The organism is uncultured Methanobrevibacter sp. (assembly GCF_937898925.1).
In the GTDB taxonomy this organism is placed as follows: Archaea; Methanobacteriota; Methanobacteria; order Methanobacteriales; family Methanobacteriaceae; genus Methanobrevibacter.
Window position 1 is genome coordinate 1 of the sequence record NZ_CALDKF010000028.1, and the last position, 18,435, is coordinate 18,435.

An 18,435-nucleotide genomic window follows, 5' to 3' on the forward strand; every position below is an offset into this window, starting at 1 on the left:
AGACTTGGTTTTTTGTTTATGCAGGGCAGTGCGTATATGATATAGTCCGCGCATGTGCGCAAAATAAAATTGCCGACATTTGTCGGCAATTTGTTTTTGATGCTATGTAATTATGCGGTGTGATATTTTCTGCTTCTGTACAGCAAGTAGTAGATGACTGAACTGATAGGCAGGTTTGTGAGCATAACACCGGGGAGAATGATTGTTTGGAGCAACATATCAATGTCATCAATGCTTGCGCCCACTGCGAAGAATCCAACCAGTATGCAAACAACCAAAAGTTCAATGAATATCATACTGCGATTGATTATGGACAACTTAAAGTTGAAATTGGCTCGTACGCGTTTTGTGGGATTGAACAGATAAATGACTGTGGGGATGAGCATAAGTGCTGCACCGCCGATCATAAATCCAAGGAAATAACCATAGTGGACTCTGCCAAGCAATGACACCCACATGATGGCAACTTCAACAAGGAATAATGCCATAACAATGAGCCAACTGTCACGATTGATACGGTTAGAACTCAGGAAATTGAAGGTGTAAGATTGATTGCACCTGATGGAACTGATGTATGGATTACCAATGATGTAGTGGAACTTCCAGAAGCAGGTTACATCTTAGAAAGAAAAGTCTTTGACAAACACTTGGCTATGGAAGCAGGAAGAGAAGGTGTGGAAATCAGAATCAAAACCCAAGCAAAAGGTCTTAAGAAAGAGGAAGACGGATCCTACACTGTAACTTGTGAATGCATGGGTGAAGTTTTCGACATTAACGCTAAAATCCTTATCGGTGCAGATGGTCCTGAATCCCATGTAGCTAAATGGGCTGGACTTAAAGCTATCACCAAACCTAAACACATGGAAGCTGGTGTACAGTTTGAAATGTGTAATGCTAAAATGGAAAGAAACGATGTTCTTGAGTTCTACTTCGGTAGCGTAGCACCTGGAGGTTACTTCTGGTTATTCCCTAAAGGTGACGATATCGTAAATGCAGGACTTGCTATCATTCCTGAAATGGCTGAAAAATCCGCTTACGAATACTTAGTTGATGCTGTAAACAACTGTTACGCACTTAAGGATGCTCAACCTGTAGAATTGAATGTAGGTGGAGATCCTGTTGGTGGACTTGTAAAGGAAATGTACAATGACAACATCATGCTTTGTGGAGATGCAGCAAGCCAAGTTAACCCATTAACCGGTGGAGGAATCACCAGTGGTATTACTGGTGGTAAATTGGCAGGACAAACCGCTGCTGAAGCTATTGCAGCAGGAGACTGCTCCAAAGAATTCCTTAAGAAATATGCTGATTTAGTTGATGAAGCTATGGGTCACGATATGGACAAATACACCAAAGCTTGTGACTACTTATGGTCTTTAAATGATGATGACTTAAACAGCATTGCAAAAGCTTTCCAAGACATTGAATTTGAAACTCTTGGAACCACTGAACTTGTAAAGGCTTTAATTAAAGTTCAACCAAGTGCAGCTTTAAAATTACGTAAATTATTCTTATAATAATTTACTAATTTTCTTTTTTTCTTTTTTTAATATTCTTTTAGTTAATTTTAATTATTTATTTCACTTTTTTTCAATTAATTTTCCTTTATTTTTACTTAATTTATGTAAAAAGTTATATATTCATTAAAATAAAGTAAATATTAATATATATTTTAAACATAGAATAAAAATCAAATATTTTTAAAATTTAATAAAGGAAAGTATTTTATTAAATCAATGATTAGCTATTTGTGATAATATGATATTAATTACTGGTGGAGCAGGATATATAGGCTCCCATGTCAATAAATTGCTTAATAATTCAGGTTATGAAACAATAGTTCTGGATAACCTATCCAAAGGCCATAAGTCTGCAGTTAAATGGGGAGAGTTTGTAAATGCAGATTTAAGCGACAGTGAGAAAGTGAGGGAAATCTTTCAAGACAATGATATTGAGGCAGTAATGCACTTTGCGGCATTTTCATCTGTAGCGGAATCTGTTGAGGAACCTGAAAAGTATTTCAAGAACAATTATGAAAACACCTTGAATTTACTTAGAATCATGAAGGAATTCAGAGTGAGAAAATTTATCTTTTCATCCACAGCTGCATTGTATGGAATTCCAAAATCCATTCCAATCAGTGAAGAAAGTGAATTGAAGCCAATCAATCCGTATGGGGAATCAAAACTAATGGTTGAAAACCTATTGAAGGATGAGTCTGATTTCGGTGGCTTGAAATATGTTTCATTAAGGTATTTCAATGCAGCAGGTGCAGACTTGGATTGTGAAATTGGTGAAGACCATGACCCAGAATCCCATCTAATTCCTTTGGTATTGGATGCAGCTCTTGGAAGAAGAGGCAGCATTTCCATTTTTGGTGATGATTACAGTACTCCTGACGGCACTTGCATCAGGGATTATATTCATGTAAATGACTTGGCTGATGCCCATTTGAAAGCATTGCAATATTTGGAGGAGCCATTCAATGACAGCAATATTTTCAATTTGGGAAATGGTAACGGATTTTCTGTTAAGGAAGTTGTTGACACTTGCAAAAAGGTTACTGGAATTGACTTCGATGTAAAGATTGAAGGAAGACGTCCAGGTGATCCAGATATCCTAATAGCTGATTCAAAAAAGGCAGAAGAGATATTGGGATGGAAACCTCAAATTACAGAATTGGAAGACATAGTGGAATCTGCTTGGAATTGGCATAAGAAGATTCATGTTTAAGAATTGTGAATTTGGAAAAAAATAATTGGATTTAAGTGATTTTCTTTTAGAGTGGAGTGTTAAAATGGATAATTTTGAAGAAAACGATTATGGATTTAACGATTTTGAAGATACTTACTCAAATGAATTAAATGCAGGGGAATTGGTTGATGTTAGGATAATCCTAACAAATTTGGATTATTTGGAATTCCTTTCCAAGGCTGTAAGCAATTTTGACTTATCTAATTTTAATGTGAACATCTCTTCCATAATTCCAACTAAAGACATTGAAATAGCTAAAAATACTGTAATTGGTGCAGATTTGGTTTTAATTGCTGCCGAAAACAATGCAGAAAATCATAAATTATATCAAAACTTCAAGAAATCCTTGAAGAATGAGTTTAATTACATTGAATACTTAAAGCTTCCTTCACTTGATGAATTGAATGGCTATGAATATGATGATTATGATGATAATCTCATGGAGGATGAAATAGCAAATTCAATTATTCGTGGAGGATTATACAGCATTTCCAATCTATCTTCAATCAATGATTCAAAAAGAAAATATGCTGAACTAAAAAAGGATTTCGAAGAGGAATCATTGAAATATGATAAGATAAGTAGAGAAAATGACCTTTTAGTTAAAGAATCCAAATCATTGAGAGAGAAAAATGAAAAGGCATTGGAGGAAGTAAAGATACTCCAAAGACAATTGGATCAAATCAAGTCAGATTTTTCAGATTTGAAATCACGATTTGAAGGAATTCATAGCAAGAACTCATTGGAAGTCTATTCCTTAAATGAATTGTGGTATGATCTCTTTGGAGAATACTTGTCTCAGGATGTTTATAAGTTCATTCTAATCAGTACAGACAATTTCCGTCCTAAAAATCTCATGATAGGTCAAGGAGCAATTTGTGCAGAGTCTAAGGAAGATGCATTGGATTGGTTGAAGATCATTAAGACTGCATTTATCCTCTCTGATACAAATAAGCAGGATTTGGATTACAATAATTTCAAAAGCAATTTCAAGTTCGATGACATTGATGAGTTCTCTTCAAGCTCTTCATTATCCACATCAGGATTTGAGACAATAGAGGAGAAGGACATTTTCAACACTCCAAAGGATGACGGTTTTATCTATAATGAAAGATTTGAAGGAAATGATGATTCTGATGATTCAATCATAGATGATGATTTGTTTACCAACGCTTTCATTGATGAGTCCAAAAAGGAAGACATAAATGTTTTCAATCTCAAGTCTTTAAAGTCAATTGAGGATGAAGAGGAGGACTCAAGTGAAAATCCAAGTTATAGCAACAGAGAAGAAGATTATGATTATGATGATGAAGAGAATGTAGATGATGAGGAAGAAATCTACAATGCTTTTTCAAACCTTTGGGGTTAAATAATCGGTTATTTTAATTTTCTTTTTATTCACTATTTTTATATTTTTTATCTAATTTTTTTAAAGAATTTCAATATATTTTCCTATCTATTTTTTAATAATTTTTTAATAATTATTTATTACTTTTTTACTAATTTTTTTTCAAAAAGATTTATTATAAATATTAGAAAATTTATAAATAATTATATAATATTTTTTTAAGTTCAAAATATTATGTTCATGATTTAAAATTATTAAAAATTTTATGTCTTAATAGGGTAAGGAGATTAAATATTGAAAGATAAGTGTGGTATTGTAGGAATACATTCTAAAGACAATCTTAAGGATGTTTCTCACTTGATTTATTACGGTTTATATGCTTTACAGCATAGAGGACAGGAATCTGCAGGTATAGCTACTCATAACATAAATTATGGTTTGAATTTTTATTGTGGAATGGGTCTGGTAACTGATGTTTTCAACAATGCTTTAATCAAGAGCTTAGCTGGAAATGTGGGTATTGGACATGTAAGATACTCCACAACTGGACAATCAAAAATAGAAAATTCACAGCCATTCTTCACTGAATTGGATGATGGATTCATCGCTATGGCTCATAATGGTGATATTGTCAATTCAGGTTCATTAAGAGAGGAATTGATTAAGAAAGGTTATGAATTCAAATCTGACACTGATTCTGAAGTTGTTTGTTACTTGATTAAGGAAGAGGCTAAGACTGAGAAGGACTTCCTTAAGGTAATCGATACAGTTTCCCAAAAGTTAATAGGTTCATATTCCTTGGTTATTCTAATCAATGATGAATTGTATGTTTTAAGAGATCCTATGGCTATGAAACCTTTAGTTTTAGGTGAAACAGATGACCATTTTGTAGTTGCATCTGAAACTGTTGCTTTTGATGTTATTGATGCAAGGCTTATCCGTGATTTGGAGCCAGGTGAATTGATTTACTTCAAGGACAATAAGGTCAACTCCTATATCTTGCCATCTGCAAAAGGTTCCAAAAGGGCACATTGTATGTTTGAATATGTTTACTTTGCCCGTCCTGATAGTGTAATCGATGAGAGAAGCGTTTACAATACAAGACTTAGAATCGGTGAAGCATTGTATAAGGAATACCCTATTGATGCAGATTTGGTATTGCCTGTTCCGGATTCATCAATCCCTGCAGCTATTGGTTATGCAAGGGCTTCAGGAATTCCATACGGTGAAGGTCTAATCAAGAACAGGTATGTTGGAAGAACTTTCATTATGCCAACCCAAGAAGAGCGTGAAATTGCTGTAAGACTTAAATTAAACCCATTAAGACATGAACTTGAAGGAAAAAGTGTTGTTGTAATCGATGACAGTATCGTTAGAGGTACAACTTCCGAATCCTTGGTAAGAATCCTTAAGGCAGCAGGCGCTAAAGAGGTGCATATGTTGATTGGATGCCCTCCTGTAATTGCACCATGTTTCTACGGTGTTGCTCTTGCTACTAAAGAGGAATTGATTGCAGCTAATTTGGAAATCGATGATATCAGAAAACAGTTAGGTGCAGAAACTTTAGGTTATATCAGCATTGAGTCTCTTATCGAAGCTATTGGCATCGATGGGGACAATTTATGCTTAGGCTGTATCAATGAAGACTATCCTACTGAGATTCCAGAGGATTTGGAAGCGGAATCTTACTATGATTATTATCAACCTTTAATGGATGCAGCTGAAGAAGATGAATAATATTTCATCTTTTTATTTTTTTAATTTCTATTTTTATATTTTTTATTTTTATTTAATTTTTATGAAGTTTTGTTTGATTTATTAATGAGTTGTTTTTATGGTGGAATTGTTAGCTCCTGCAGGAAATTTTATTTCATTGACCAGTGCACTTAAAAACGGTGCAGATGCAGTTTATATTGGCCTTGAAGATATGAATATGAGGGTTAATGCAAGTAATTTCTCTCTTGAAGACATTAAAAAGGCAAGTGAAATGACAAGGGAGTATGGAGCTAAGCTATATGTCTGCACAAATACCATAATGAAAGACAAAGATGTTGAAATGCTAAAGGAACAATTACCCTATATCAAGGAATATGGTGCAGATGGAATCATCCTATCAGACATTTCATTAATAGATTTGGCAATCGAAAGTGGCCTTGAAGCCCATATGAGCGTTCAGGAAAACACAACTAACTTTTATGCATTGAAGGCATTGGAGAAATTAGGTGTCAAAAGGGCTATTCTATCAAGGGAACTGTCCTTGGAAGAGATTAAGGAAATCACTAATAAATTGAAACAAAGCGATTCCTCCATTGAGACTGAAGTCTTCATTCATGGAGCAATGTGCATGGCAATATCAGGCAGATGCTTCTTGAGCTATGGATTGTATGGCAGAAGCGCTAATTGTGGAGATTGCCTCCAGCCATGCAGAAAGGAATGGAAATTGAGCTTTGAGGAAGATGAGAATGATGATGTAATCAATTTCTCAGAATGTGATGATGAGTCATTCATAATATCCAATTCCTATGATGATTCCTATAGGACAAACTTCTTCTCTCCAAAGGATATGGCATTGATAGAACATATTCCAGAACTCATTGAAGCTGGAATCGATTCCTTTAAGATTGAAGGAAGGGCAAGATCTCCAGATTATGTTGCAACTGCAGTTAAGGTATATAGGGAAGCCATTGACTTGTATCAGGAAGATCCAGAAAACTATCAATATGATCCTAAATGGATGGATGAGCTTATGAAGGTATTCAATAGAGGTTATGATACTGGATTTTACTTCAATGTTCCTTATGAAATCAGTGAAAACAACCAATCCAGATTCATTAAGAAGGATATTGGAAAGGTTGTTAATTATTACAATAAGATTAAAGTTGCAGAGCTAAAGATATGGGATGACTTGGCTATTGGTGATGAGATTATGGTCCAAGGGCCAACAACAGGTTCAATCACCCATGTAATTGATTCTATGCAAATTGATGGAAAAGCTATTGAAAAGGCAGAGAAAGGTTCAAATGTGGCAATAGCAATTGATGAGAAATTAAGGGAAAGCGATTTTGTTTATAAATTGATTCCAAGAGAATAATTATTATACTTACTGAAATTACGGATTATTTTAAAACTATTGGTGTAAAGATGAAAAGACAAAAGAAAATAGCTATCTATGGAAAAGGTGGTATTGGAAAAAGTACCACAGTAGCTAATATTGCAGCAGCTTATAGTGAAGATGATAAGAAGGTTATGGTAATAGGTTGTGATCCTAAATCTGACACTACAAGAACCTTGTGCGGTAAAAGGATACCTACAATTGTAAACACCTTAAAGGATAATAAGGCTCCAGAGCTTTCCGATTTGGTTTTTGAAGGATTCAATCAAATCAAATGTGTTGAAAGTGGAGGTCCGGAACCTGGAGTTGGATGTGCAGGACGTGGAGTTATCGTTGCAATGAAACGTTTAGAGAATCTAAATGCCTTTGATGAGGAGTTTGATGTTATTCTTTACGATGTTTTAGGTGATGTGGTCTGTGGAGGATTTTCTGTTCCTCTAAGAGAGGATTATGCTGATGAGGTATTCATTGTATCATCTGGTGAATACATGTCATTATATGCTGCAAACAACATTTCCAAAGGAATCAAGAAGCTAAAGGGTAACCTTGGAGGTATCATTTGCAATTGCAAAGGAATCGAAAATGAAGAGGAGATTGTAAGCTCCTTTGCAGAAAAAATCAACACTCAAGTCATTGGAGTCATAGGAAGAAGCAATTTGATTCAAAGAAGTGAATTGGATGCAAAAACAGTTGTTGAATATGCTCCTGATTCAAATGAGGCAGAAGCTTATAGAAAATTAGCAAGTGATATTTTCATCAATGACAATTTCTCAACTCCAGAACCTATGGGAGATGAGGATTTTGAAAATTTCTTTAAGTCATTCTTGGATTAATGGCTTATTTTTTCTTTTTTTATTTACTTTTTTTAATTTTATAACTAATTTTTTCTTTTTAAAATCTGAGAACTATTTTTTTTATTCCTGGTTGATTTTTAATTCTTATTTTTAATTAACTCTTTTTTAAAATAGTTTAAATTATGATATTTCATATCTAACTTTTCATATGCACTTTTTACAGAATTCATAGCCTCTCTTTTTCTTTTAAAATAGATTAAATGAGAATTGCAATTGCAATCTGAACATCCGAATTTAGGAACTTCCTCACCATCTTCAGCTATTGTTGATGCAAGATCACATTCAATCTTCTTATCTGAAACATTAAAGAGAACATCCCTTATTTCACTGTTTTCATTTTTAAGCAGGTAATCAATATGCCAATGAAGTTTCTTGTCATCAGACAAATGCCTATTGATTCTTGCAACAAGTGAATTCATTGCTGAACCTATGTAAACATAGTATCCTTTCCTAAATTTATAGTCTTGATGTAGATGCCCTATGTTAAGTTTCTCACTTTTTCTCATAGATATGATTAAACAGTATGTTCCTTTCATAATTTAACAACTTTTGAATTTATTTTTAATTTAATTAATCATTATTTTTATTAAATTAATGGAATGTTTTTGTGCATAAATTATTATGTGTAAATGTTATATTCTTTTAGATTTTTTAATGCATCAGGATTGTTTTCAAAAATCATTTTTACTTTTTCACATTCTTCAAGTTCTGCACAATCTGCACATGTTTCATATTTTTTAGTTGAAGCGCATTTTCTTATAGGGCAGATTGAATCACAGAAGGGAGTTTTCACTCCATCAATACGACAACCTACACAATTGATCATTTCAGGGCTTATTTCAACACCATTTAGCTCGCTCCAAAGCTTTGCAACTTTTTCACGTAGTTCATTGTCATCATTTGCTGTTGCTATGCGAGCTTCACAGGTTTCACAATCCAATCCGCAATATGCTATGTATTCATTCATGATATCATCCTTTTTTCTATTCTCTAATTTTAAATAATTATTTTTTAAAATAATCTAGTTTGCTTAGTCTTTTCATTTGAGATACAGCTTTCCTGTTTTCTTTCGATTATTATATCATCTTCCTTTATTTGCCCTATCAAGAGAGGGGATTTTGGATCATGAAGTTTCAAATTCCTTTTGACCAATCTCTTATTTGAATTGGCATAGCAGTATAGGCAACCATGATCACAAGTGTTGTATTCTCCTATATCATTATTCAAAAGGCAATAACACTCTCCATTTCTTGCCTTTTGCTTTGGAATATTTAGGTTCTTATTTATTGCCTTTTCAATGACTTCCTTGGTCATGCATCCACTTGAATCGATTCCAAATCTTTCCAGTTCAGTTCCTTCAACGCAGGTCTTGACTTTAATATTGTATTTTTCTCCAATCTTTGCAAATTCCTCTCCAATCCTCAATCTTTCATCTTGAGTCACTTCTTTAGCATTTGGAAAATTGCGCTTTGTCTTTTCATATAAATCTATAAAGCTAATGATTGCTTCAGTTGTGTAATCAGATAAAGAATCTAATATGTAATCAAAGGATTCAATATGTTTTTCTAGAGAGTATTTTTCGCTAATGAAAATAGGATCATATCTTAGTGTCACCTTTTCTTTTCCTAATCTCTCAGAAAGGAATTTGAAGCTATCGATTACTTCATCAACAGGTGGAACATTAGGTTCTATTTCTTTTCCATAAGGAGTGATTGTTACATGCCAGTATTGATTGAACTTATCTATTTTTTCAAGATTCCTAAACATAGGCCTTGGATTTTTTGTAGTGAAAATTATGCAATCTATCAATTCAGGGTCTAGTCTATAAGAATATATTTGATTTTTAGCATATGGATTTCTTACATAAACGAATCCTTCGTCTATTCTATTATAGAACCATTCGCTGAAAAATCCTGGAATGTCTGTTCTTAAGCCAGTATTCAATATCATTTAAAAACTCCTTTAGAAAAATTACATTGTTTATCTTATCATATATCTATTTGGCATTGGTTTTTTAAAAATATTTTTATAAAATAATTTGCATAACTTTTATTATGAATTTTAAGATTAAGGCAAAAGGGCATGAAAATGTATTGTCTTTGCATAAATCCACATTTGAAATCACAAAGGATAAGGACTTGAGTCTTGCTGGAGATTGCATTATCGGATTGGATATTGACAAGTCAATGGAGGATTTTCCAAAAGGATTTAAGGAAAAACTGGCTAATGATGATACAAAAGTCATAGTCGAATTAAGGACTCCCAATGCCTCCGACACTATAGAGGGTTATGGTCATCATGATTTAACCTTGTCTCATCCAACAGATATTGTTTGCAGAAAAAGCACATTTGTGTGCTCTAGAACCTTAATGATTAAGTCTAACAAAGCAGCTATTGATTTAAATAGAGATTTGATTAAAGATTTGGCTAACGGTGAATCTATGGATGTGAATATTGAGCTTATTTGATTTATGAGCTAATTCTTTTATTTAAGTTGGTAGTAATATTTAAATAAGATAATAAATATATTATATAGTACTGTACTATTTTTCTGTTTTTATGCAGGGGTGGTCGAGCGGTCAAAGGCGCTAGGTTGAGGGCCTAGTGGGTTAGTCCCTTCGCGGGTTCGATTCCCGTCCCCTGCACCATTTTTATAATCTATTTTTATCTGATTTTATTTGATTTTTCACTTTTTTATTTTAACAAATTTTGATTGCTTATTTTTTTAAATAGCCTATTTTTTCATCAGATTTATATATTTTTATTAATAAAAATAATAATATACTAATTATTTAAATAATTCTTTGAATAAGAATTATTAGATTTATAAGAATTTTAAAATTCTAATTTATTTGAGGTGTAATGATGAAGGCAGTTATTCCAGCAGCAGGTTTAGGAACAAGATTCTTGCCTGCTACAAAGGCTCAACCTAAGGAAATGCTACCGGTTTATGACAAGCCTACTATTCAATATGTAATAGAGGAATCAGTAAATTCCGGTGTAGATGACATTCTAATTGTTACAGGTAAAGGTAAAAGATCAATCGAAGACCATTTTGACAGGTCTTTTGAATTGGAGCATCATTTAAAGACAAAAGGCAAAGAAGAGTTTTTAAAGGAAATAGAATACATTTCTGATTTGGCAGATATTCATTTCATAAGGCAAAAGAAGCAAAAAGGTCTTGGTGATGCTATCTATTGTGCAAAGAAACATGTCGGAAATGATCCTTTTGTTGTTATGTTAGGGGATACAATCACTAAAGACACTGTTCCATGCACAAAACAATTAATTGACATCTATGAGAAATATGGCAAGTCAGTCATCGCTTTGGAAGAGGTTCCTGATGAAAAGGTAGAAAGATACGGTATCATTGGCGGTGAAGAGATTGAACCTAATATCTATCAAATCGATAAATTGGTGGAAAAGCCACCGTTAAGAGTTGCACCAAGTAATTTGGCTATTATGGGAAGATATGTTCTCACTCCAGACATCTTTGACTGCATTGAAAATGTAGAGCCAGGTTATGGTGGTGAAATTCAATTGACTGATGCATTGTCTAAATTGGATGAAATCTATGGTCAAGTCTTTAAAGGCCAATCCTATGATATAGGTAACCGTATCGATTGGTTAAAAACTTCCTTAAGATTTGCATTGGAAGATGAAAAGGCTAAAGATGAAATTCTAAACTTTATTAAAAATGAGATAATTTAATTTTACAATTATCCACTTTTTATTTTTAATTTTTCAATTGTTTAAGTGATTCAATGATTAATGAGAAAAGCCTTGAAGAGGAAATCGAAGAGCTGAAGATACAGCTTTCCAATTACAGAAAGGAAAATCGCATTCTCAAGGAAAGGTGTGAATCCTATGAAGATAGGATAGAGCATTTTGCTATAGAAAGGGAAAACCTTTCAAGAGACATTATGAGATTTGAATCAATGGAAATGGAACTTAAGCAGTATGATATTGAAGAATTAGCCTTTGAAACCAAGAAATTGAATCATAGGGTTGATATTCTTAGGAGATATCTTAAAGCTGAAAGGCAGGACAATGAAAAATTAAATGAGCTTATAGATAAGTTGACAAAAGAACTGAATGATGCCAATTATGAAATTGCTAATCTGGAAAGAGACTTAAGGAAATCCAGGATTCGTCAGAATCAAAGAACCTACAATCTGGAAAATCGTTTGGATATAGCATATACAAAATTGGCACAGATGAAATACACTTTAAATGAATTTGAAGAATTAGGATTTTTTAAAAGGGTAAGAGGCAAGAAGCCTGAAAGCCTAGATGATATTGACATTTAATTTAAATTTTATTTTGCAATTGATATTTATTTGATAAAAAGGTGTTTTTTATGGAAACTCAAAGAATTATGGTAACTGGAGGAGCAGGATTTATAGGAACTAATCTTGTAAATGAACTTAGAAGCAGAGGTCATGAAGTATTGTCAGTTGACTTATTGCATCATGAAGATGAGGCTGACTTATACTCCGATTCCTATTCTGACTATGTTAGAGGGGATATTCGTAATTATCGTCAAATGGAAAGGATCTTTGATGATAATGAAAAGTTCGATTATGTCTACAACTTAGCTGCTGAATATGGAAGATGGAATGGTGAAGGATATTATGAAAACCTTTGGGAAACCAATGTAATCGGTTTAAAGAACATGATCCGTCTTCAAGAGAAATTAGGATTCAGAATGATTTCATTCTCATCTGCTGAAGTTTACGGTGATTATGAAGGAATCATGACTGAAGATGTAATGGAAAACAGGCCAATTAAAGACACTTATCAAATGAATGACTATGCAATTTCCAAATGGGCTGGAGAATTGATGTGCATGAACTCCGCAACCATGTTTGGAACTGAAACCGTAAGAGTACGTCCTGTAAACTGTTATGGTCCTCATGAAGCTTATTCTCCATATAAAGGATTCATTCCTATTTTTATTTACAAAGCCCTTCATGGATTGCCTTATTCAGTTCATAAAGGCCATAAGAGAATTATTGATTATGTTGAAGACACTGCAAATACCTTTGCAAATATTGTAGATAACTTCATTCCTGGTGAAGTTTACAATGTTGGAAGTAAACAGGAATGGGAAATGACCATTGAAGAGTATTCCGACTTGGTATTGGAAGCTGTAGGAATAGATGACTCTTTAGTTACTTACACTCCTGCTGAAGCATTCACTACAAAGGTCAAGACCATTGACTTTTCCAAAGCTATTCGTGACTTAAAGCATGATCCGAAAGTTGACCCTAAAGAGGGAATAAGAAGAACTGTAGAATGGATGAAATGGTATTATAGGATTGAAGATTAATTATTAATCTCAATTTTATAAGCAATTTAATCAATTTTAATCAATTTTAATCATTTTTTACTATTTTTTAGTTGTTTAAAATTCCATAATTTATTAATTATTTTTTCAAGTGATAAAATGGCAAATGTAGTGGCTATCATACCTGCATACAATGAGGAAAAGGCTTTAGCTGATGTCATAGGCAAAACTTTAGAGCATGTTGATGAGGTTATCGTTGTAGATGATGGAAGCAGTGATAAGACTTCTGAAGTAGCTGTTGAAGCGGGTGCTAGAGTAATAAAGCATAGCGTTAATTTAGGTAAGGGAGAAGCATTGAAATCAGGTTTTAAAGCTATTGGAGATGATTCAATAATCATTACAATAGATGGTGATGGCCAGCATAATCCTTCAGAGATTCCTGATTTAGTAAGGCCTATCATTGAGGATGGGGCAGATTTGGTGAATGGAAGCAGGTATATGAATGGTCCTGAAGAAAACACTCCGGCTTACAGAAGAGTTGGACAAAAGGTCTTGGATATTGCCACAAATATCTCTGCAGGAACTAAGGTAACAGATTCCCAAAGCGGTTTTAGAGCATTTTCTCCTAAATCCAAAAATGTTTTCAGATTTAAGGATACAGGCTTTGGAATTGAAAGTGAAATGCTTGTTGATGCAGCAGAATCAGGATTGAAAATAGTTGAAATTCCTATAACAGTTCGCTATGATTTGGATGGATCTACAAAAGACCCAATAACTCATGGTGTAGGTGTTTTATTCAATATCACCAAAGATAAAGTTCTCAGAACTTTTAAAAGATAGTCTTTTTTTAATAGTTTTAATTTAGAAAATAGGTAAATTTAAAAAATACTTTTAAAAAATAGATAAAATTTAAAAATAACTTTTTTTTAGTTTTTTAATAAAAAATAGATAAAAATAGCTATGAAAGCTATTTTAAATTAGATGAAATAAATTAGAACCTTTGTGGTTTTAGTTTTTTGGTTTTTTCTTTGCTTGCATTCTTAGCTTCTTTTGTATATTTATCACAAATGTAATTTACTTCTCCAATCTCACGGACTTTTCCCTTTTCAATCCAGATTGCCTTATCACAAATGGAACGGATTTCTGGAATGGAGTGAGATACAAGCAATACAGTAGTGTTGGATTCCATCAATGATTTGAGCTTTTCCTTACTTTTCTTCCTGAAAGTGATGTCTCCTACACCTAATACTTCATCAAGAATTAGAATATCTGGATCCACTATTGTAGCAATTGAAAAACCAAGCTTTGAAAGCATACCAGAAGAGTAATTCTTAACTGCAAGATTTATGAAATCTCCAAGTTCGCTGAATTCCAAGATTTCATCATACTTTTCTCTAAGGAATTTCTCATCATATCCTAAAATAGCACCATTCAGGAATATGTTTTCTCTTCCAGAGTAGTTCTTATCAAATCCAGCACCTAAGGATAATAAAGGAGCAATGTTACCGTTGATGATCACATCACCTTCATCAGGCGAGTAAACTCCAGAAATGATTTTCAAAAGAGTACTTTTTCCAGCACCGTTGTATCCAATGAGACCTACCTTTTCGCCTTTGTAGATTTTAAAGGACACATCATCAGTAGCTTTAAAAATGGTTTTCTTTTCCTTGTTTCTCTTCAAGGTCCTGATAACATATTCCTTAAGGTTGTCTATCTTATCATTTCCTATCTTAAAGCTTAGGCTGACATTTCTTAGTTCGATAGCAACATTGTCATCACCAGTGGTTTGGAGATAACTTTGGTTATTGTTATATTCCTCTAATAATTTAGCCTTTCTTTCCTTGTTTTGCTTTCTTTTAAGTGCTTTCTCTTCTTTTTCTTTTTCTTCAGCAAGTCTTTTTGCTTCAAGTTCCTTTTGTTTTTCCTCTTCTTCAATTCTTTTCTTTTCCTCTTCAGATTCCTTTAAGAAGAAAGTAGTGAGTTCAGTCTTTTCATACTCTTCGCTACCATCAAAAATAAGTTCAATCTTCAAGTCATTGTCAGAGTCAAAGGAAACTTCAAACTTACCTGCATCATCAGTTATGTATTGATGGGAGTTGATGAATTCACCATCTAATTTATAAGTATTACATTTTATTTTTTGATTGCTTAAAGAAGCATCTTCAGCTGTTTTTAGGTATGCTTCGAGAGAGAATGTGTTATGAATAGATGGCACTATCTTTGTTTCAATCTTACTGTTTGTTTCATTCATATTTTTCTCTCCTTAATCTTTTTTCAATCAAAATTTGTTTTTAAATTCTTTTTATAACTCTAAAGTGATCTTGTTTTGATATTTTCTAAATACTAATACTCCAATAATAAAGATGACTATTGAAAATATAATTGTTGTTAACATAATGGTTTGTGATGGGAATCTTCCATACATTACGAATTCCCTGAATTGAGCAATGATTCCATAAACTGGATTTAGTTCCATATATCCTCTAATAGGCTGTGGAACAATGTCCATTGGATAAAATATTGCACATGCGTATACTAATAAGCTTGTAAAGATTTTGTATAAGTATTCAATGTCTGTGAATTTTGTACATACAATAGCTAAAATCAATCCCACTCCAGTGATTAGGATAACTAAGGTTGCAATTGGAATAACTGCAAAGAGTCCCATCGCATAAAATGGAGCGCCAGTTACAATCATAATCGCTATCATAACGATTAAAGACATCAAAAAGTTTAAAAATTCTGAACAGATTCCTCCAATAGCAAATATGTATCTTGGAATGAAAATCTTTTGCAAAATACTTCTATTGCGTTTAATGGAGGTCATAGCTATTTTTGTTCCACTATTGAAGAAATCGATTACGCAACGTCCAGCCATAAAGTAAACTGGGAAGTTCTCAATACTTTTTGTAAAAAAGGTGGAAAATATAGCTGTTAATAATACCATTGTAATCAATGGATTTAAAAAACTCCAAAGAATTCCTAATACAGAATCTTTATATTTGGTAGTGAAGTTTCTCTTGATGATCTGTTTTAGAAGGAAATTTTCACTACTCCCTTTTTTCAGCATATCTAAAGTCATAGTTGTTACCTATTATTAAAGTTAAGTTAATTATAAATTAAGTAATATAATTTTAATTTATTAAATTAATTATATAAGTTTATTTATTTTTATTTAAGAGATTTATTAATAATACTGTCTTTAAACTAATTAAATAATACTATTCAATTGTAGATTATTATTGTTTTTTGACCAGTATTTTAAAATAGGGATTATAAAATTTTAAAATTTAAATTAAATTATATTAATAATGACAAACAATATTATAGTATCAAATTAAAATTATGATAAAATTATAATAAAATTATAATAAAATTATAATAAAATTATAATAAAATTATACTTAAAAAGATTTAGGAGAGATAAAAATGAAATTTGAAGATTTAATTGCAAAATGTCCTAAATGCGGTTCTACTGATAAGACTGCTCACAGGAGATTCATTGATAATCATCACGCACATGCTGAATTAAAGGAATTCAAATGTGACAATTGCGGATATGTTTTTGAAACCGGTAATGATAAGGAAAAATCAGAAGAGGAAACTATTAAAAAGGACCTCATCGGTGAATTAAATAAAAAATTATAATAATTTTCTATTAGATAATTAAAATCAATTGCTTTCAATAGTTTCATTCTTTTTAAAATTTATTTTTGAGGGATAAAATGACTTTTCATGTAATGATCATACCAACTTTAGGATGCCCATCCAACTGTGCCTATTGTTGGGGTTCTGAAGAAAATGCAGAATTAATGGATATTGATGTCATAAATCAGATTGTCAAATGGTTAGCTAATTTTAGAGACGAACCTGTACATTTCACCTTCCATGGTGGAGAGCCATTGCTTGCAGGTTATGAATTCTATGAAAAGGCACTTCCATTGCTTAATGATGCAACTACCCATGAAACTGAAGGTTTTTCCCTACAAAGTAATTTATGGCTATTAGATGAGGATATGGCTAAGTTATTCTCAAAATATAATATTGCTATCAGTACAAGCATTGATGGTCCTAAGGAAATCAATGATTATCAAAGAGGTGAAGGATACTTTGATAAAACCATGAAATCAGTTAAGTTAGCTACTGATAATGGCATACAAATCAACTTTGTCTGCACATTCACTTCATATTCCAAGGATTTCTCAGATGAGATTTATGATTTCTTTAAGGAAAACGGATTGAACTTGAAAATTCATGCTGCATTGCCATCATTGCGTGGAGATAATGCAGATCCATGGGCACTTCCTCAAGAGGAACATGGAAAATTGTTAATCGATTGGTTAGAAAAGTACCTATACGATTTGGATAAGTTTGTCATTATGGATTTGGACCATATTGCAAAAAGCAGTCTTAGAAGAGTAGGAACATTATGTACTTTCAATGACTGTATGGGAACTACCCTTGCTGTTGGTCATGACGGTTCCATTTACCCTTGCTACCGTTTTGTTGGAATGGATGAGTACATTATGGGAAATGTATACGATGAGCCATCCATGGAAGATTTGGAGAAATCTGAAGCTTGGGAAAAACTAATGGAATTCAAGAGTTTTGTTGATGAGGACTGTGCAGATTGCAAGTTCATTAAATTCTGCAGAGGCGGATGTCCTTATAATGGAATAGTTGCTACCCAATCTCCAAGAGCTGTAGACCCTCAATGTGAAGCTTATAAGATGATCTTTGGTGAAGTCTCTAAAAAAGCCAATGAAGACTTCAAGAAACATGCTATGGCAGCATTTGGTGGAGCTCCAAGAGTTAGAAAAGAAGGAGAGCCATTTTCAATAATGGATTTAATGACTAAAATGTAATTTTTAAATTACTTTTTCTATTCTTTTATTTTATTTTTTTTCTATGTTTTCTATTTTTATTTTCTTTTCTTATATTAACTTATTTTAACTCTTTTTATTATTCTACAAACCCTTTTTATAGTTAACTATTAATAATATGTAAATTAAATAAATATTTATATTATACTTTATTTGCGATTCTTTTGAATCGTAGAGAAAATATGATAATTTTA

General features: G+C 32.6%; 19 protein-coding genes and 1 tRNA gene. 14 read left to right on the forward strand and 6 right to left on the reverse strand.

Features of this window, described 5'->3' with window-relative positions; all coding sequences use genetic code 11:
* Nucleotides 1-110 precede the first annotated feature (110 nt).
* On the reverse strand, nt 111-386 hold the full coding sequence (locus tag Q0409_RS01910) for a hypothetical protein (RefSeq protein WP_298534504.1): 276 nt from the start codon (nt 384-386) through the stop codon (nt 111-113).
* 147 nt (nt 387-533) lie between these two features.
* Between Q0409_RS01910 and Q0409_RS01915 the strand changes: the two genes are divergently transcribed.
* The 6 genes from Q0409_RS01915 to cfbC all read left to right on the forward strand — a co-directional run bounded on the left by Q0409_RS01915 (nt 534) and on the right by cfbC (nt 8,047).
* Nucleotides 534-1,517: an NAD(P)/FAD-dependent oxidoreductase gene (locus Q0409_RS01915; protein WP_298534605.1), complete on the forward strand. Its 984-nt coding sequence runs from the start codon at nt 534-536 to the stop codon at nt 1,515-1,517.
* 241 nt (nt 1,518-1,758) lie between these two features.
* Nucleotides 1,759-2,733, forward strand: a complete 975-nt coding sequence (gene galE / locus Q0409_RS01920) for a UDP-glucose 4-epimerase GalE (protein WP_298534507.1) — start codon at nt 1,759-1,761, stop codon at nt 2,731-2,733.
* A 64-nt stretch (nt 2,734-2,797) separates the two neighbouring features.
* Nucleotides 2,798-4,123, forward strand: a complete 1,326-nt coding sequence (locus tag Q0409_RS01925; RefSeq protein ID WP_298534509.1) for a hypothetical protein — start codon at nt 2,798-2,800, stop codon at nt 4,121-4,123.
* A 273-nt stretch (nt 4,124-4,396) separates the two neighbouring features.
* Nucleotides 4,397-5,839 carry an amidophosphoribosyltransferase gene (purF, locus tag Q0409_RS01930; protein ID WP_298534511.1) on the forward strand — a complete coding sequence of 481 codons (1,443 nt, stop codon included), beginning with the start codon at nt 4,397-4,399 and terminating at the stop codon, nt 5,837-5,839.
* Between the two features lie 97 nt (nt 5,840-5,936).
* Nucleotides 5,937-7,193: a peptidase U32 family protein gene (locus tag Q0409_RS01935; protein ID WP_298534514.1), complete on the forward strand. Its 1,257-nt coding sequence runs from the start codon at nt 5,937-5,939 to the stop codon at nt 7,191-7,193.
* Between the two features lie 50 nt (nt 7,194-7,243).
* Nucleotides 7,244-8,047 carry a Ni-sirohydrochlorin a,c-diamide reductive cyclase ATP-dependent reductase subunit gene (gene cfbC, locus Q0409_RS01940; protein ID WP_366940040.1) on the forward strand — a complete coding sequence of 268 codons (804 nt, stop codon included), beginning with the start codon at nt 7,244-7,246 and terminating at the stop codon, nt 8,045-8,047.
* 98 nt (nt 8,048-8,145) lie between these two features.
* On the opposite strand, the gene Q0409_RS01945 is transcribed toward cfbC, so the two are convergent.
* From Q0409_RS01945 to Q0409_RS01955, 3 genes are all read right to left on the reverse strand, one after another.
* On the reverse strand, nt 8,146-8,604 hold the full coding sequence (locus Q0409_RS01945) for a DUF123 domain-containing protein (protein ID WP_298534517.1): 459 nt from the start codon (nt 8,602-8,604) through the stop codon (nt 8,146-8,148).
* An 83-nt stretch (nt 8,605-8,687) separates the two neighbouring features.
* A complete protein-coding gene (locus tag Q0409_RS01950) occupies nt 8,688-9,035 on the reverse strand; it encodes a DUF3795 domain-containing protein (protein WP_298534520.1) in 348 nt (115 codons plus the stop codon).
* 44 nt (nt 9,036-9,079) lie between these two features.
* The gene (locus tag Q0409_RS01955; RefSeq protein WP_298534523.1) at nt 9,080-10,018 is read right to left on the reverse strand and encodes a DUF1848 domain-containing protein; all 939 of its coding nucleotides are present in this window, start codon (nt 10,016-10,018) and stop codon (nt 9,080-9,082) included.
* A 104-nt stretch (nt 10,019-10,122) separates the two neighbouring features.
* Here Q0409_RS01955 and Q0409_RS01960 point away from each other — a divergent pair, with 104 nt between their 5' ends.
* The 6 genes from Q0409_RS01960 to Q0409_RS01985 all read left to right on the forward strand — a co-directional run bounded on the left by Q0409_RS01960 (nt 10,123) and on the right by Q0409_RS01985 (nt 14,198).
* On the forward strand, nt 10,123-10,536 hold the full coding sequence (locus Q0409_RS01960; protein ID WP_298534525.1) for a DUF371 domain-containing protein: 414 nt from the start codon (nt 10,123-10,125) through the stop codon (nt 10,534-10,536).
* Between the two features lie 93 nt (nt 10,537-10,629).
* Nucleotides 10,630-10,716, forward strand: a tRNA-Leu gene (locus tag Q0409_RS01965).
* 217 nt (nt 10,717-10,933) lie between these two features.
* Nucleotides 10,934-11,779 carry a UTP--glucose-1-phosphate uridylyltransferase GalU gene (gene galU / locus Q0409_RS01970; protein WP_298534528.1) on the forward strand — a complete coding sequence of 282 codons (846 nt, stop codon included), beginning with the start codon at nt 10,934-10,936 and terminating at the stop codon, nt 11,777-11,779.
* A 53-nt stretch (nt 11,780-11,832) separates the two neighbouring features.
* Nucleotides 11,833-12,378 (forward strand): hypothetical protein, encoded by a 546-nt coding sequence (locus Q0409_RS01975; RefSeq protein WP_298534530.1) that lies wholly within the window; start codon nt 11,833-11,835, stop codon nt 12,376-12,378.
* Between the two features lie 50 nt (nt 12,379-12,428).
* The gene (locus tag Q0409_RS01980; protein ID WP_298534533.1) at nt 12,429-13,400 is read left to right on the forward strand and encodes an NAD(P)-dependent oxidoreductase; all 972 of its coding nucleotides are present in this window, start codon (nt 12,429-12,431) and stop codon (nt 13,398-13,400) included.
* 117 nt (nt 13,401-13,517) lie between these two features.
* Entirely contained in the window at nt 13,518-14,198 is a 681-nt protein-coding gene (locus Q0409_RS01985; RefSeq protein ID WP_298534536.1) for a glycosyltransferase family 2 protein, read from the forward strand.
* Nucleotides 14,199-14,349: 151 nt separating this feature from the next.
* Here the strand turns inward: Q0409_RS01985 and Q0409_RS01990 are convergent, their stop codons facing one another.
* Together Q0409_RS01990 and Q0409_RS01995 are read right to left on the reverse strand one after the other, a co-directional pair.
* Nucleotides 14,350-15,609, reverse strand: a complete 1,260-nt coding sequence (locus Q0409_RS01990; RefSeq protein ID WP_298534538.1) for an ABC transporter ATP-binding protein — start codon at nt 15,607-15,609, stop codon at nt 14,350-14,352.
* A 51-nt stretch (nt 15,610-15,660) separates the two neighbouring features.
* Nucleotides 15,661-16,440, reverse strand: a complete 780-nt coding sequence (locus Q0409_RS01995; protein ID WP_298534540.1) for an ABC transporter permease — start codon at nt 16,438-16,440, stop codon at nt 15,661-15,663.
* Nucleotides 16,441-16,787: 347 nt separating this feature from the next.
* Here Q0409_RS01995 and Q0409_RS02000 point away from each other — a divergent pair, with 347 nt between their 5' ends.
* Nucleotides 16,788-17,006, forward strand: coding sequence for a TIGR04165 family Cys-rich peptide (locus Q0409_RS02000; protein ID WP_298534543.1), 219 nt, complete (start codon nt 16,788-16,790; stop codon nt 17,004-17,006).
* Between the two features lie 77 nt (nt 17,007-17,083).
* On the forward strand, nt 17,084-18,223 hold the full coding sequence (locus tag Q0409_RS02005) for a TIGR04083 family peptide-modifying radical SAM enzyme (RefSeq protein WP_298534545.1): 1,140 nt from the start codon (nt 17,084-17,086) through the stop codon (nt 18,221-18,223).
* Nucleotides 18,224-18,435 lie beyond the last annotated feature (212 nt).